The organism is Citrobacter freundii complex sp. 2025EL-00176 (assembly GCF_053309355.1).
On sequence record NZ_JBRYHT010000001.1, the window covers coordinates 1190669 to 1207328 of the forward strand.

The window sequence follows — 16660 nt, forward strand, 5'->3', positions numbered from 1 at the left end:
ATTGTGAACAGATTATTTTCCTCACATGTGATGCCTTTCCGCGCCCTCATCGACGCTTGTTGGAAAGAAAAATATACCGCTTCTCGCTTTACCCGTGACCTGATCGCCGGGATAACCGTGGGAATCATTGCCATTCCGCTGGCAATGGCCCTGGCAATAGGCAGTGGCGTTGCGCCGCAGTACGGTCTGTATACCTCAGCCGTCGCTGGGATTGTGATCGCCCTCACCGGGGGATCGCGCTTTAGCGTCTCTGGCCCAACCGCCGCCTTCGTGGTGATCCTGTATCCGGTGTCGCAACAGTTTGGGCTGGCAGGCCTGCTGGTTGCCACCCTCATGTCCGGGATATTCCTGATCCTTTTCGGCCTCGCACGCTTTGGTCGCCTGATCGAATATATTCCCGTGTCGGTTACGTTAGGCTTTACGTCGGGTATTGGTATCACCATTGGTACCATGCAGATTAAAGATTTTCTTGGCCTGCAAATGGCCCATGTGCCGGAGCACTACCTGCAAAAGGTCGGTGCGCTATTTATGGCCTTGCCCACCATCAACTTCGGCGATGCCGCCATTGGCGTTGTAACGCTGGGGATCCTGATTTTCTGGCCTCGTTTGGGGATCCGACTGCCGGGTCACCTTCCTGCACTGCTTGCAGGCTGTGCGGTAATGGGGATTGTGAACCTGGCCGGTGGTCACGTTGCGACCATCGGTTCCCAGTTCCACTACATTCTGGCTGACGGCTCACAGGGTAACGGTATCCCGCAGTTGCTGCCGCAGCTGGTATTACCGTGGAATATGCCGGAGTCAAACTTTACCCTGAGCTGGAGTTCATTACAGGCACTGTTACCGGCAGCCTTCTCGATGGCGATGCTGGGGGCAATTGAATCACTGCTGTGCGCCGTCGTCCTCGACGGCATGACCGGCACCAAGCATAAAGCCAACAGCGAGCTGATTGGTCAGGGGCTGGGCAACATCGTCGCACCGTTCTTTGGGGGTATCACCGCCACGGCGGCAATTGCCCGTTCTGCGGCCAACGTCCGCGCCGGGGCAACCTCACCCATTTCTGCGGTCATCCACGCGATTCTGGTGATCCTGGCGCTATTGGTTTTAGCGCCGCTGCTTTCCTGGCTACCGCTTTCCGCCATGGCCGCCCTGCTGCTGATGGTGGCATGGAACATGAGTGAAGCCCATAAAGTGGTGGATCTGCTGCGTCATGCGCCAAAGGACGACATCATCGTCATGCTGATGTGTATGTCGCTGACGGTGCTGTTCGACATGGTTATCGCCATCAGCGTCGGGATCGTTCTCGCCTCTCTGCTGTTTATGCGTCGTATTGCGCGCATGACGCGTCTGGCGCCAGTCAACGTGGATGTCCCAGACGATGTTCTGGTGCTACGCGTCATCGGCCCGCTGTTCTTTGCCGCAGCGGAGGGATTATTTACCGATCTCGAGTCGCGCATTGCGGGTAAACGCATTGTGGTATTGAAGTGGGACGCCGTCCCGGTACTGGATGCCGGTGGTCTGGACGCCTTCCAGCGTTTTGTAAAACGTCTGCCGGAAGGTTGCGAATTACGTATCAGTAACCTGGAGTTCCAGCCGCTACGTACCATGGCTCGCGCGGGTATTCAGCCTATTCCAGGACGTCTGACGTTCTTCCCGAATAAAGACGCCGCGCTGGCGGATATCAGCTAACGTGCAGCCCGACCCGGTGAAGCGGCCCGGGCTACACATGACAGACAAAAAAATGGCTCCCGTACGTGGGAGCCATTTTTATATCAAGCGTAGCGTTTACGCTTTCAGCAGTTGCTCAGCCGTCGCCTTCACGCTCGCCAGCAGGACTTTCACATCCTCCAGGCACACGGTCGGGTTCAGCAGCGTCAGCTTCAGGCAGGTGATGCCATCGGCCTCGGTGACGCCGACATTGGCGCTACCGGAAGCCAGCAGCACGTCGCCGATGCGCTGGTTGAGCAGCGCGACAAACGCCATATCGTCGCTTGCCGGGCGGAAGCGGAACAGCACGCTTGCCAGCTGCGGCTCCATCACCAGCTCCAGATGCGGCTGGGTTTTGACAAACTCAGCCACATCACGGGCCAGCGTCACGCCGTTATCGATGATTTCCGCATACTGCTTTTTACCCAGCGCTTCGAGGCCCATCCACAGCTTCAGCGCGTCGAAACGGCGCGTGGTCTGCAGCGACTTCGACACCAGGTTCGGTACACCGTGCTCTTCATCGAAATCAGAGTTCAGGTACGCCGCCTGGTAGCGCATCAGCTCATAATGACGCGCGTCTTTTAACAGGAACGCGCCGCAGCTGATGGTCTGGAAGAACTGTTTGTGGAAGTCCAGGGTTACGGAATCCGCCAGCTCAAGGCCGTTCAGGAAGTGACGATACTGCTCAGAGAGCAACAGCGCGCCGCCCCATGCCGCATCGACGTGCATCCAGATCTGGTGTTCTGCCGCCAGCGCCGCGATGTCCGCTAACGGATCGATAGCGCCTGCATCGGTAGTACCAGCCGTGGCAACAATCGCCATCACCTGCTCGCCGTTGGCTTGCGCCTGGGCCAGCCTGGCTTTCAGATCAGCCAGATCCATACGCGAGAACGCATCGGTCTTCACCTGAGTGACGGAACGGTAGCCCAGCCCCATCAGCGCCATGTTTTTCTGCACGGAGAAGTGCGCGCTTTCAGAACAGAACACTTTGATTTTGCTCAGGTCACCGGTCAGACCATTCTGCTGAATGGAGTGGCCCTGACGCGCAAAGAAAGCGTCGCGCGCCAGCATCAGGCCCATCAGGTTGCTCTGGGTGCCGCCGCTGGTGAACACGCCCGCGTCGCCCGCGCCGTAACCGACCTGCTCGCGCAGCCATTCGATCAGTTTGATCTCAATGATCGTGGCCGACGGGCTTTGGTCCCAGGAGTCCATGCTCTGGTTGGTGGCGTTGATCAGCACTTCCGCCGCCTGGCTAATCACCAGGCTTGGGCAGTGCAAGTGTGCCACGCACTGGGCATGGTGAACTAACAGACTGTCTTTGAGAAAGTATTCAACCGCACGCTCAATAGCGGCCTGGTTGCCCAGGCCCTGAGACGTAAAATTCAGGTTGATACGTTCGCGCAGTTGTTCAACGGTTTTCCCCTGATACATCTCAGGCTGTTTCAACCATTCAACGACCGCTTGCGTACTCTGCTCGATAGCGTCCTGGTAGGCAGCAATGCTTTGTGCCGAGCCGGACAGAATCGGGTTTACGTCTGACATTCGATCCAACTCCGTTTAAACCGGCTTCACGCCAGCGCCCAGCAGGGCGTTTTCGAATTTATCGAGGAAAATTTCCAGCTCAGCGTTGGTGATCAGCAGAGACGGCAGCAGGCGCAGTACGCAACCGTTACGGCCGCCACGCTCCAGAATCAGCCCGTTTTCGAAGCATTTTTTCTGCAGCAACGCGGACAGCTCGCCATCGGCCGGGTAGCAGCCCATGTGATCCTGCGCTTCGTTCGGCTTAACGATTTCCAGACCGATCATCAGACCCAGACCACGCACCTGACCAATCACCGGGTAACGTTTCTGCAGGTCGGCCAGTTTGCCTTTCAGCCACTCGCCCTGGGCGGCCACTTTATCGGCAATCTTGTCGTCTTTGAGGATCTTCAGCGTTGTCAGGCCGGTGGCCATCGCCAGCTGGTTGCCGCGGAACGTACCGGTATGGTGGCCCGGCGCCCACGCATCGAACTGCTTTTTAATGCCCAGTACCGCCAGCGGCAGACCGCCGCCCACCGCTTTGGACATCACGATGATGTCTGGCTCAATACCAGCGTGTTCGAAGGCGAACAGCTTACCGGTACGCGCGAAGCCAGCCTGAACTTCATCGATGATCAGCAGAATGCCGTGTTCCTGAGTCACTTTGCGAATGCGCTGCAGCCACTCGACCGGCGCCGGGTTCACGCCGCCTTCGCCCTGCACGGCTTCGAGGATCACCGCAGCCGGTTTACGCACGCCGCTTTCAACGTCGTTGATCAGGTTTTCGAAGTAGTAGCTTAATGCTTTAACGCCAGCCTCACCGCCGATACCCAGCGGGCAGCGGTACTGATGCGGATACGGCATAAACTGCACTTCCGCCATCATGTTGCTAACGGCTTCTTTCGGCGACAGGTTGCCGGTCACGGACAGCGCGCCGTGGGTCATCCCGTGGTAGCCGCCGGAGAAGCTGATAATGCTGGAACGGCCGGTGACTTTCTTCGCCAGTTTCAGCGCCGCTTCAACGGCATCGGCGCCGGACGGCCCGGTGAACTGCAGGCAATACTCTTTGCCCTGGCCCGGTAATAAAGACAGTAAATAAGATGAAAATTCATCTTTTAACGGCGTGGTAAGATCAAGCGTATGTAACGGTAAGCCGCTTGTGATGACACTTTGAATGCTCTGGAGCACTTCAGGATGATTGTGACCGAGCGCCAGGGTACCGGCACCTGCAAGACAATCAAGATATTGATTATTTTCTACGTCAGTAATCCAGACGCCCTGCGCTTTGGCAATCGCTAATGGCAGTTTACGTGGATAGCTGCGGACATTAGATTCAAACTCAGCCTGTCTTGCTAAAAAGGTATCATTGCTCTGCGGTAATGAATTAGCACTTAAAGTATCAATACGGACTTTATCCGTCATCATATCACTCCTACAACCAGGTGTAGATTAACGCCTGATTGAATAAATGGTTATAAGGATTACCTGTAAAAAAGCGCGGCTAATATATGTTGTTTTAGCACTGGACTCAATCATTTATTTTACGCCGCCTTAAATGAGCATTTTTACCTTAAAATTCAAAGCATAAAGCACATCCCACATTACGAAATCATAAACAAATATAGCTATTTATTTTACAATGCTGTAGCCAGTTGCAACCTGTACGATGTAATAGAAACCATGAGGTTTTCATGTTTTTATTATTTTTTTACATGTTTTTACTATTAATAATGTGCGCGTTTTTTCTTTACGACATGATTTTTCACTTATTTTTCGATAAATCGAATAAAAAAGTCGATCCCTAAATATAAATCACTTAGTATGGCGCGCTTATTTACAGGCTATGTAGATAAATTTAATGCGCAGCACCCGGTAACGCGTACAGGCGACACGCGTTATCGACAACAGGAATTCCCTGGGTTGTCAGCAGAAATGTTCGCGGGCGGACATTTCGTAAGGCGAACGTCGTTCCCTTATGCCGAGAATGAAAATTTTCTAGCCATACTTTTATGGCGCCCTGATATGAGATTGTTATGACTCGCATTTATCCACCATCCGTCGTTGCCAAATTTGGCGGCACCAGCGTCGCTGATTTTGATGCGATGAACCGCAGCGCCAGCATTGTTCTTGCTGATCAAGATGTCCGTTTAGTCGTTCTGTCTGCTTCTGCAGGCGTGACAAACTTACTGGTCGAGCTTTCTGAAGGTCTGGAAACGCATCAACAATTAGATAAGCTTGAGACGTTACGCGCCATCCAATACAACATTATTTCCCGCCTGAAGCAGCCGTCCGTTATCAGCACGGAAATCGATAATCTTCTCAACAATATACGCCGCCTTGCACAAACGGCGACGGTTTCACCGTCCGATGCGCTAAGCGATGAGTTAGTCAGCCATGGCGAGCTGATGTCCTCTTTGCTGTTTACTGAAGTATTACGTGAACGGCACGCCGAAGCCGGGTGGTTTGATGCCCGCAGCGTGATGCGTACCAACTCGAACTACGGCTGCGCTGAACCGGATCTCAGCACTCTGCACCATCAGGTGGAGACTCATCTGCGCCCGCGTCTTGAGCAGGCTATTATGGTTACCCAGGGATTTATCGGTCGCGATGCAGATGGACATACCACGACGCTGGGACGCGGCGGGAGTGACTACACCGCCACGCTACTTGGTGAGGCCCTGCACGCCGCACGCGTGGACATCTGGACCGACGTTGCCGGGATCTACACCACCGATCCGCGCATTGCGCCACGGGCCAAGCGGATCGACCATATCTCATTTTCCGAGGCCAGCGATATGGCCGCCTACGGTGCGAAGGTTCTTCACCCGGCTACGCTGCTCCCGGCAATGCGGAAAAGCATTCCGGTCTTTGTTGGCTCAAGTAAAGATACTGCCGCCGGTGGTACGCTGGTGCACAACACCACCGATAATCCACCGCGTTATCGGGCGCTCGCCGTGCGCCGTAAACAGACGCTATTACGATTACACAGTCTGGAGACACAACCCTCCTGTTCTTTTCTGGCGCAGGTATTTGCCATTTTATCCCACCACGCGGTGGCAGTGGATTTGGTCACGACATCAGAAAATTGTATTGCGTTGGCGCTGGACGCCACTCATGCGACATCGGGTGAGGACCATATACTGACCACGGCACTGTTTACCGCATTGTCCTCCCACTGTCGGGTGGAAGTGGAAACCGGACTGGCATTAGTCACTTTGGTGGGCAATCAATTGACCCAGGCTGCGGGGGTTTGCAAAGACGTTTTTGCCTGGCTCGAAGAGCATACGGTACGCATGATTTGCCACGGCGCATCAAACGATAACCTGTGCATTCTGTTACCGGCTGACGCGGCGGATAGCGCGATTAAGACGTTACATTATCGATTATTCGAATAACGTCTCTGCAATTGCGCAGCGAAGATAAGTGCATTTTATCGAGGATAAGCGTGAACAAGCAGAGGACTGGTTTTCAACCAGGACTCTGCCTGCAAACAGTAGCTCTCGCAGCGGAGAGACTATTTAGTTGTGACGATGATTGGTATCACCGCGACGGCAGCGTTTGTCATAGTGACGCACCCACCAGTAACGGTCACTGATTTGTTCGTGTCCGCCAACTCTGGCACCCGCTAACCAGAGAACACCGCCAACGAAAATACTGAGCACGGCACCATGTGCGAAAAACTGTGGCAGATTAAATTGCGGCAGTTGGTTTAAAATAGAGTAACCAACGCCACCCACCATCACCACCAACCCTAAAGCCATGAGCACGTTACCGAGTAACGAAGCGTTTTTGCGTTTCATGTGTCACCTCCGGAACTTTGGGTTGTTACAGGGAATACCCCTAATCCTTATGTGTAAAGTATAGACAACACTGCCGTTCGCAAGTGCGGGAGCGATCACAATTACAAACACTCACGCAACAAAACTTTACAAATAAGCTACTGAACATACTCATTTTCTAATAGTCCAGTTTCGCAATTATTCAGTTTTCGAGGATAAGCACGCAGTTTTTTGTCAAGCGTAGCGCCAGACAGTAAACTACACGTCGTTTATGGATACACTCAGGACAAAACACGTGACGATTAAATTGATTGTCGGTCTGGCGAACCCCGGCGCAGAGTATGCGGCCACGCGGCACAACGCCGGCGCATGGTATGTTGATCTACTGGCAGAGAGATTACGCGCTCCCCTGCGCGATGAGCCGAAATTCTTCGGCTACACCTCCAGAGTTACGCTCGAAGGCGAAGATGTCCGCCTGCTGGTGCCGACCACATTTATGAATCTGAGCGGCAAGGCCGTTGGCGCGATGGCCAGTTTTTATCGCATCAACCCCGATGAAATTTTAGTTGCCCATGACGAACTAGACCTGCCGCCAGGCGTGGCCAAATTTAAGCTTGGTGGCGGTCATGGCGGACATAATGGCCTAAAGGACATCATCAGCAAGTTAGGCAATAACCCTAACTTTCATCGTTTACGCGTTGGAATTGGTCATCCGGGCGATAAAAACAAAGTTGTTGGATTTGTTTTAGGCAAACCACCTGTTTCTGAACAGAAGTTAATTGATGAAGCGATTGACGAAGCGGCCCGTTGTACCGAGATTTTGTTCAAAGATGGCCTGACTAAAGCAACGAGCCGGTTACACACCTTTAAAGCGCAATAAGCAGCGATGTGCGGCATTTTGCTCGCGTGCTGTGTATAATAGGCAGAGTTATTTACTTTTCTACAATCTGTTTTCCATAACAGATTGAATATCAAAAGATTAAGGTGATTTAAACATGGGATTCAAATGCGGTATCGTCGGTTTGCCAAACGTAGGCAAATCCACCCTGTTCAACGCGCTCACAAAAGCGGGTATTGAAGCGGCAAACTTCCCGTTCTGTACTATCGAGCCGAACACCGGTGTTGTCCCGATGCCCGATCCGCGTCTGGATCAGTTGGCCGAAATCGTCAAACCACAGCGCATCCTGCCAACCACGATGGAATTCGTTGATATCGCGGGGCTTGTAAAAGGCGCCTCCAAAGGTGAAGGTCTGGGTAACCAGTTCCTGACCAACATCCGCGAAACCGAAGCTATCGGCCACGTGGTGCGTTGCTTCGAAAACGACAACATCATCCACGTTAATAACAAAGTGGATCCGGCTGACGATATCGATGTTATCAATACCGAACTGGCGCTGTCCGATCTGGATACCTGTGAGCGCGCTATTCATCGCGTACAGAAGAAAGCGAAAGGCGGCGATAAAGATGCCAAAGCAGAACTGGCTGCCCTGGAAAAATGCCTGCCGCAGTTGGAAAACGCTGGCATGCTGCGCGCGCTGAAAAATCTGACTGACGAAGATAAAGCCGCCATCAAATACCTGAGCTTCCTGACGCTGAAGCCGACCATGTATATCGCTAACGTCAACGAAGACGGTTTTGAAAACAACCCATACCTCGACAAGGTGCGCGAAATCGCCGCTGCTGAAGGTTCCGTGGTGGTAGCTGTTTGCGCCGCCGTTGAAGCCGATATCGCAGAGCTGGACGATGCTGACCGTGAAGAGTTCATGGCCGAGCTGGGTCTGGAAGAACCGGGGCTGAACCGCGTGATCCGCGCAGGCTACGAGCTGCTGAATCTGCAGACCTACTTCACCGCGGGCGTGAAAGAAGTACGTGCATGGACTATCCCTGTCGGCGCTACCGCTCCGCAGGCGGCCGGTAAAATCCACACCGACTTCGAGAAAGGATTCATCCGTGCACAGACTATCGCGTTTGAAGACTTCATCACCTACAAGGGTGAGCAAGGCGCGAAAGAAGCCGGTAAGATGCGTGCAGAAGGGAAAGATTACATCGTGAAAGATGGCGATGTGATGAACTTCCTGTTCAACGTCTAAATAAAATTTCTCGTCTCATGAGGTTTCATTGAATCTCATGACAACGGTGAAACACTATAAAATCCACGCAATTGCGTGGATTTTTCATTTCATAGAATTTCAACTTTCACACTAAAATCTATCAGTAACAGTATGACGTGCCCATAGACGTCCCTTGCGGGATGATCTATCTATGGGCCAGAGACACTTAGCTATAGGAAAAAAATTACAGGGACGGGGCTTTGAAATACCCTATACCAATCGTTTTACGGAAACGCCAGTTCTGCCATTGCGGCCATAATACCTGGGCGATCATCGCAATCGCTATCCAGCGGAACCAGGTCGCGAAGGTATTACTGTAGCCCTGCGGCTCTTTGTAACCCTTCACCCATCCATCGTAACCGCGTTCACCAAGCAGGGTGTCCGGGAACCCTCCATCTGCATTCTGGAAATCCAGTAATGCCACCAGCATACGACGCAACCAGTGTTCAATTTCATCACGACGATGCGGACAGCGCGCATGGCCGTGCGCCAGAATATCGATAATATCGACATCAATGCAGCTGCTGCGGATGGCTAAGGGCTGCTCCAGGCAGCGGCTCATTGACTGGTTAAAATTGGGAATATCTTCATCAAGGGCATAGAACACGTGCAAATTATGCGTTGCACCGCAGAGCGCAAATAGAAGCGCCTCCTGGCTGAACTGCTGCCCCGGTCCCCAGAAACCGGTATAGGGTTCACTCTGCTGGTTATGCCAGAAAATCATATCCTGTAATCGCTGCGCCGCGGGTCCCTGCGGATCGCGTTGCTTTTCAAGCAGCAGGAAGCTGCCAATATTGACGATGTTGTTACCTTCAAGCCACGGATCGCGCATGTCACGTTGCGCTAACCATGCCCAAAAATACTGAGGATCGAGATACGGTTTTATAAAAGGCAGTTCCAGCCTGTTGAGCTGATCAAGCACTTCCAGCGCCCCCATACAGTAATTCGTCGCGTGAAAACGCATGTACTGGCGCGTTTTATCGGCATCCGGGCCTTTCCACGTTTCGCTCCAGTTTAAACCCGGCAGCTCGAAATATCCGTCCTCCCGTTGATGGCGCAATATCCAGTCCGCCAGCGCTTTTTTCTCCGGGATGTCATCTCCTAATAACGCGCGCGCCATCGTACCATCATAGGTTCCAGGCAGAAGCATTTGCGGCCATTGTTCAGCCTGGTGTCGTTCGCTCACACGCAATATGCCCGGAGTTGCGTTCTGAAGTTGCATGCTTTTTAACCAAAGCAGACTTTTATCTTTAGCCGCAAGAATACGTTCCTGTAATAAATTATCGGTTAATGACATTTTTTGTACCTGTGAGATCAATATTATTTAAATTTAGCAACCGACATGGTTGGAATTAATACGTGCATAATCAGGAAACCCAGCAAATAGGCAAATCCGCCCATCAGGAAAATAGACCAGTAGCTGCCCGTTGCCTGCAAAATATGTCCCGTCGCTTGGGTAAAGAGAATGGAGCCAAGCGAGCCTACCAGGCAGCCGATACCGACCACGGCACCCACCGCTTGTTTAGGAAACATATCCGATACACTGGTATAAAGATTGACGGACCAACCCTGATGCGCCGCGACGGCAATACCAATTAACGTTACCGCCACCCACAGATTAGAAACGTTGGAGACCAATAAAATCGGGAGCACACAGATTGCGCATAATAATAAGGTAAACTTACGCGCCTTATTTACTGCTATTCCACGGTTAACCATCCATGCCGGGAGATAGCCTCCGGCAAGACCGCCAAGCGTTGCCAGCACATTGATGAGCACCAGCGGCATCGCCATATGGGCCATATCAATATCGCGAGCGTCGTGTAGCCACTTCGGGATCCAGAAGAGGAAGAACCAAAAAATAGGGTCGGTAAGGAATTTACAGACGGCGAATGCCCAGGTTTGCTTATATTTTAGCAGCCCTAACCAGCTTATTTTTTGCGTGGTTTGCGCTGCCGTCTCAGCATCATCATCCTGATGGATCCAGGCCAATTCTTCTTTGTTTACTTTCTTAACTTTCTCCGGTTTTCCATACAGCAGTAGCCAGAAGGCAATCCAGATAAGCCCTACCGCGCCCGTCACGATAAAGGCTTCACGCCAGCCCCACTGTAAGGCTATCCAGGGAATAATGACCGGCGCAAACACATTCCCGACATTCGAACCAGCGTTAAATATGCCCGTTGCGAATGCGCGCTCTCGTTTGGGGAACCATTCTGCGGTTACCTTCACGGCTGAAGGGAAGTTGGCGCTTTCACCCAGTCCAAGAAAGATGCGTGCGTAAATAAATCCAACAACCGTACCGACCATGCCGTGCGCCATCGCCGCGATACTCCAGAGTGCGAGTGCAATGGGCAAGACCAGGCGGGCGCCATAAACATCAACAATACGTCCGCACAGGAATAAGCCTACCGCATAGGCCGCCTGAAACGCGGTAACAATATTTCCGTACTCAATCTCATTCCAGCCAATATCCTTCTGGAGCATTGGCGCGAGCAAACCTAAAATAGATCTGTCGAGATTATTAATGGTGACGGAAAAAAAGAGTAATGCGCAAATTGTCCATCGATATCGACTGGTTGTCGATCCTGCCTTTACTGCCTCATTACTGACACCGCTTTGCAACTGCCCCATCGTATTTCCTCCGTCACGATAAGATAATGTATCCAAACAGACCCAATACAAATAACTGTTAACTTTTCGCCATTGTAAGTGACCGGGTCAGAGTCCGTGACGGGTTAGAAATGGAATTGAGATCCCCGAAGTTCCTCCCTGTATTTATGTGAGTAATATCGCTACCCGCAAATGTTAATGTGACAAAGATCACGCTGATAAAATTTATAATGAGATGTCGATCACACGAAAACACGGTACATTTTCGACATCCATCACATTTACGGTTTTTTCCCACTTTCGATTCCGTCAGTGATTGAGGAAGCAGTCCTGAGTATGAATTTGAACCGTTATCCTTCAGAAACACCTCATTTAGGAAGGATATATCATGCTGGAAAAATCGGACCTGGCTGAAAATGCCGTCGAGTGCTTACACAACGAGCAATATGACATTCCGTACAATACGCAGAATTTTAATCACACCAATCTGTTGTTCACCGGGGGGCGTGACGGTGAAAGCCTGAGCGGCGAGTGGCGCTTTACGCTGGATCTCCATGACACCGGGCTAAGGCAAAAGTGGCATCTCCTGGAAAAGCGCGATCCTGAAACACGCCGCGATCCTTACGACTACGATCCTTTTGCTGGTAATTCCGTACCGGTTCCAGGATGCTGGCAAATGATGAATGAAAAGTGGTACTACTTTGAGGGGAGCGCCTGGTATACTCGGGAAATCGATTATATCGAACAGGATGCGGGCGAACGTGTTTTCTTGCGCATTGGCGCGGCTAACTACGATTGCAAAGTGTTCCTCAACCAGCAATTTATTGGCAACCATTATGGTGGTTCCACCCCATTTTGCGCAGAGTTAACCTCCGAAATTCAGCCGGGAAATAATGTGCTGATGATCTGCGTAAATAATACACGTACCACTGACCGTTTACCCTTACGAAATAACGACTGGTTTAACTATGGCGGGATATACCGTGAAATTGAATTGTATCGCACCCCGCCATCCTATATCCGGGATCTGTTTGTCTATTTAGTGCCTGATGGGAAATATAACCGGATCGCGGTAAAAATTGCCGTGGAAGGAGAAGCGAAGGAGGTCAGCTTAACGATCTCAGAGCTGGGTATTGCCGTCATGCTTCCAGTGATTAACGGCATGGCGAACGCTGAACTGTCTGCCACGCCGCAGATCTGGTCCCCTGACCGTCCCAAATTATATCGTGTGATGGCATCTCTGGGATGTGACTGCGTGTGCGATCGTGTCGGCTTCAGGCAAATAGAAGTTGTAGGTACGGATATTCGTCTGAACGGCCAGTCACTCTATCTTCGCGGCGTCAACTGCCACGAAGACGATCTTCTGTCTGGAAAAATGACCAGCGAAGCGGATATACGCCGCCGGTTTCACCATGCAAAAGAGCTCAACTGCAACTACCTGAGGCTGGCGCATTATCCACATCATGAGATGGCGGCTCGCATAGCGGATGAAGTCGGCTTGTTGCTCTGGGAGGAGATCCCAAACTACTGGGCGATAGATTTTAAAAATCCGGCCACCCAGCGCGATGCGCATAATCAGCTGATGGAGCTGATTTATCGTGACCGAAACCGTGCCAGCGTGATTATCTGGTCGGTCGGTAATGAAAACGCGGATACCGACGAACGGCTGGACTTTATGACCATGCTGGTTGACGCCGCCCGTCAGGCCGATCCGAGCCGTTTAATTTCTGCCGCCTGCCTTGTTAACCATGCCAAAATGAAGATTGAAGATCGCCTGGCGGATCATCTCGATATTATCGGCCTTAACGAGTATTACGGCTGGTATGAAGAGAATTTCGACGATCTGATTGTGCTGGGGGAAAATTCATCACCCTCTAAGCCCGTCGTTATTACCGAAACCGGGGCTGAAGGAGTTATCGGTGATAATGCGCCGACGTCAGGGCCGTTCTCGGAAAACTATATGGCGGAAGTCTATCGCAAGCAGACCGAATATTTGCCAAAACTTAATTATGTTCGGGGTTTTACCCCGTGGTTATTGTATGACTACCGGACAGAACGCCGCCAGAATCCCTATCAGAAGGGATTCAATTGCAAAGGCCTTATTACCGCTGACAAAGTAACGCGTAAAAAAGCCTTTTATATCCTGCGTGATTTTTACCAACAGCTTAAAAACGCTGACGCGTAAGCTATTCATTTTCAGCCAGACTGTCTGCCAGGCTAATCAGCCTGGCAGGATCAAACAGCATCGCCAGATAATGGGGTTGCTGCTGTTCTTCTTTATCCATCCAGTCTGAAAGTCGTGTTGCCAGCAGCCGCAGTTCATTAATTTCTTTCGTTAATTCAAATAAAGAAATACCGCTCTGATAACCATAATTGTCTACCATCATTTTCATGGCAACGCTGCGTGAGACGCGGTTAAACATTTCGGTATACCAAGGGACGCGTTCCCAGACTCGCTTAAACAACTCCCTCTTCTCGTCGGACATCGCAACAGAATGGATGATTTGATAGAGCCGGTTACGCGAATCCTGAGCAAGGAAAAGAGCCCTCTCTTTTTCCAATACCAACTGCTGGAATTGCTCACGTCCACTATCGGGATCGTTTACCGGGAACAGGGGCGACAGGGCATAATCATCGGATTTACGCACGTGCAGCTGAAGCTGCTTCACAGCCTGGGCGTAGCTCTCCGGCGCCTGGCTGTAATGATGCAGAACATGCCCCAGAATGTAGGGGGTCTTTCTCATCCATTCGTAGCTACAGGTGTACAGCTGGTGGAAAAGGTTCACCTCAGCCGTCCCCACTTTATGCTCAAGCATATCCGTCAGCCAGCAGTGAAACGCCTGTTTTTCGGTCATAAACATTTCGCGGCCAAACATCGCCAGGCCGTGCAAGTTGACAGAATTGACAGAGTTGATCAGCGAACTGTTCGAAATCCATTCCCAGTTAAGCCGCCCCGTTATGGCCTCCAGCTCCTCGCCCGCCATACTTTCTACCCAGCTTAACCGGCCCTGGATTTCCTCCAGCAGGTAGCACGGAAGAAGCGTCCAGCCATATTCCAACCCCCACATGTCAAACTCGATCCACTTTATTCGCCCGTCAAGCTGGGTCAGGAGTGGATTATTAACAAACCCAGGGCGGTAACCCTGTGCAACCGCCTTTATGGAGACCCGCACATCTGGCGGTAGTACCTGCAAGGCATTAACCAATTGCCACGAGGCGGCTTCATCGTCCATATAGTCACGTAACACCATTTTTTTTCCGAGGGTGCGCAGCGTTTTATAGAGATATGGAAGTATTGAAACCCAGTTGGCTTTATAAGGCTGATGTCGAGGAAGATTAACAATTGCCCCATCAATATCCGGCAATTTTTCCAGGGCCTCATAAAGATCGTGCTGATAAAAATTCTTCCAGAAAATCTCATCCGCACTACTGTTATCAATTAGCGCATATTCGGGGTATTTTTCCTGTATTTTAGCGCCACGGGGAAGCGCCTCTCCTTGCAGCCACACCCGAATGCCGGAAGTGCGGCAATACCGGCATAAACGCTGCAAATAAAGTAAATGCTCCTGATGTTCACGAAGCAGATTTTCACGACCTTGCTGACAATACTTTGAAGGAGAAACTAACAAAGAAAATAAATTCTGTTGGTTAATGACCAGCCCGTTAAATTGATCCCGTATCATCACTGCAATAACACTTTGCAAATACGGCCAGTGCCAAATCAGTGACGAGTTTACTTCCAGTAAACGTAACGGAACGGAAGCTTGCATTAAAAAAATTCTCATCATTCATGTCAAGGTTAATGGACATTTTATAGAGAATCCCCAGGTTGTGCTACTCCAGAATCTTTCAAGTCCGCCGTATGGTGTCGGTTTACTGATGTGGATTTTCTGGGGATCCCTCAGCCCAGAGAGGTGTACCGAGTCCAGGCTCTAAGAGCCTTCGCTTCATACTTCTTTTAGTAACAGAAAGAGCACTTCTTCGTAACCCATCCTTGGTTGCTCAACTGGAGGCACGATAAATATGACAAACAGCAGATACTTTGGCTAGCGCAACGGGATCGCATATACCGCGTAAAATTCACATCCTGTGATTTACTCAGGCATGTTCCAGCCAGTGCCTGAATATTGGGGTTTGCAGTATTCCCTGAAAATCAATCAACCCCGAACAACCCAGTTTCTTGATCAGGTTTTGCCTGCTCAGGTAAATCGTTTTTAAGTGCAGGTTCAGCAAGTTAGAAATTTCAGAAATAGTCCGCCCTTCCCCTAATTGCGTTAAGATGAATTTATCCCGTTCAGTCAGGACGATATTTATTTCAGATTGCTGGTCGTGATCGGTATCAGTGCTGATAATTTCAGCGATAAACTTTTTGATTGAAGCTACACCACTGTCTACAGGAAGCCTGTAGAACGAAAGTTCATTGAGATACTGATACAGATGGCCATCAATCAGAAGCACCAACCGATGCGTCCTGAGATTATAGTTTTGCTTTTTCACCGTGTTGAAGTAGTTGATCGTAAAGAAAACAAGACGTACGTTCTCATCTTTATATTCTATATCAGCGAGAATATTCTCCAGGCCTTGCCTGATAAAAACATCATCAATCCACAATTGTGCATGTCTGGCGTGTTCCTGAACTGTATTCATCATTTATGACCTCTAAAAAATCACAATTAATCTGACGGGGTTCAGAACGAATACCTGGTTGTAGGTGACTCATAATCTGCATATAGAGATCGGTTAATATAGCATTCTTCTCATTCTTCAGCTGTGCACTGAGCGCCTGAACAAGAACATCATCACTGACATAACCCATTTTCAACATCACACTACGCTCTAAGTTCTTATATAAAGCGCACTGGAAAATATAATTTTCCGGAATTGAATTAACCATATCAAGCCCATAAGAATGCAGTCTAAGAATGAGAAGATGCTATG

The 16660-nt window shown here is 50.7% G+C and carries 13 protein-coding genes; 5 read left to right on the forward strand and 8 right to left on the reverse strand.

The window, feature by feature from the left end:
• Positions 1-3 precede the first annotated feature (3 nt).
• Positions 4-1686 (forward strand): C4-dicarboxylic acid transporter DauA, encoded by a 1683-nt coding sequence (dauA, locus tag ACVXHP_RS05845; protein ID WP_316130797.1) that lies wholly within the window; start codon positions 4-6, stop codon positions 1684-1686.
• A 96-nt stretch (positions 1687-1782) separates the two neighbouring features.
• Here the strand turns inward: dauA and ACVXHP_RS05850 are convergent, their stop codons facing one another.
• Positions 1783-3246, reverse strand: a complete 1464-nt coding sequence (locus tag ACVXHP_RS05850; RefSeq protein WP_447571044.1) for a pyridoxal phosphate-dependent decarboxylase family protein — start codon at positions 3244-3246, stop codon at positions 1783-1785.
• Between the two features lie 15 nt (positions 3247-3261).
• Positions 3262-4647, reverse strand: coding sequence for a diaminobutyrate--2-oxoglutarate transaminase (locus tag ACVXHP_RS05855; protein WP_447571045.1), 1386 nt, complete (start codon positions 4645-4647; stop codon positions 3262-3264).
• A gap of 608 nt (positions 4648-5255) precedes the next feature.
• On the opposite strand from ACVXHP_RS05855, the gene lysC reads away from it, so the two are divergent.
• Positions 5256-6617 carry a lysine-sensitive aspartokinase 3 gene (gene lysC, locus ACVXHP_RS05860; protein WP_447571046.1) on the forward strand — a complete coding sequence of 454 codons (1362 nt, stop codon included), beginning with the start codon at positions 5256-5258 and terminating at the stop codon, positions 6615-6617.
• Positions 6618-6740: 123 nt separating this feature from the next.
• Here lysC and ychH read toward each other — a convergent pair whose 3' ends face one another.
• Positions 6741-7022 carry a stress-induced protein YchH gene (gene ychH, locus ACVXHP_RS05865; RefSeq protein WP_003833480.1) on the reverse strand — a complete coding sequence of 94 codons (282 nt, stop codon included), beginning with the start codon at positions 7020-7022 and terminating at the stop codon, positions 6741-6743.
• 274 nt (positions 7023-7296) lie between these two features.
• Between ychH and pth the strand changes: the two genes are divergently transcribed.
• On the forward strand, positions 7297-7881 hold the full coding sequence (gene pth / locus ACVXHP_RS05870) for an aminoacyl-tRNA hydrolase (RefSeq protein ID WP_016153302.1): 585 nt from the start codon (positions 7297-7299) through the stop codon (positions 7879-7881).
• Positions 7882-7996: 115 nt separating this feature from the next.
• The gene (gene ychF / locus ACVXHP_RS05875) at positions 7997-9091 is read left to right on the forward strand and encodes a redox-regulated ATPase YchF (protein ID WP_048211448.1); all 1095 of its coding nucleotides are present in this window, start codon (positions 7997-7999) and stop codon (positions 9089-9091) included.
• A gap of 205 nt (positions 9092-9296) precedes the next feature.
• Here the strand turns inward: ychF and ACVXHP_RS05880 are convergent, their stop codons facing one another.
• Complete coding sequence (locus ACVXHP_RS05880; RefSeq protein WP_200006256.1) at positions 9297-10409, reverse strand: hypothetical protein; 1113 nt, start codon at positions 10407-10409, stop codon at positions 9297-9299.
• 23 nt (positions 10410-10432) lie between these two features.
• A complete protein-coding gene (locus ACVXHP_RS05885) occupies positions 10433-11743 on the reverse strand; it encodes an MFS transporter (RefSeq protein WP_233593108.1) in 1311 nt (436 codons plus the stop codon).
• 367 nt (positions 11744-12110) lie between these two features.
• Here ACVXHP_RS05885 and ACVXHP_RS05890 point away from each other — a divergent pair, with 367 nt between their 5' ends.
• Complete coding sequence (locus ACVXHP_RS05890) at positions 12111-13907, forward strand: glycoside hydrolase family 2 protein (RefSeq protein ID WP_447571047.1); 1797 nt, start codon at positions 12111-12113, stop codon at positions 13905-13907.
• A gap of 1 nt (position 13908) precedes the next feature.
• On the opposite strand, the gene ACVXHP_RS05895 is transcribed toward ACVXHP_RS05890, so the two are convergent.
• The 3 genes from ACVXHP_RS05895 to ACVXHP_RS05905 all read right to left on the reverse strand — a co-directional run bounded on the left by ACVXHP_RS05895 (position 13909) and on the right by ACVXHP_RS05905 (position 16616).
• The gene (locus ACVXHP_RS05895; protein WP_447571048.1) at positions 13909-15492 is read right to left on the reverse strand and encodes a hypothetical protein; all 1584 of its coding nucleotides are present in this window, start codon (positions 15490-15492) and stop codon (positions 13909-13911) included.
• Between the two features lie 328 nt (positions 15493-15820).
• A complete protein-coding gene (locus tag ACVXHP_RS05900; RefSeq protein ID WP_447571049.1) occupies positions 15821-16372 on the reverse strand; it encodes a LuxR C-terminal-related transcriptional regulator in 552 nt (183 codons plus the stop codon).
• Complete coding sequence (locus ACVXHP_RS05905; RefSeq protein ID WP_200006252.1) at positions 16323-16616, reverse strand: hypothetical protein; 294 nt, start codon at positions 16614-16616, stop codon at positions 16323-16325. Before ACVXHP_RS05905 ends, ACVXHP_RS05900 begins: the two co-directional genes overlap by 50 nt.
• Positions 16617-16660: the final 44 nt, after the last annotated feature.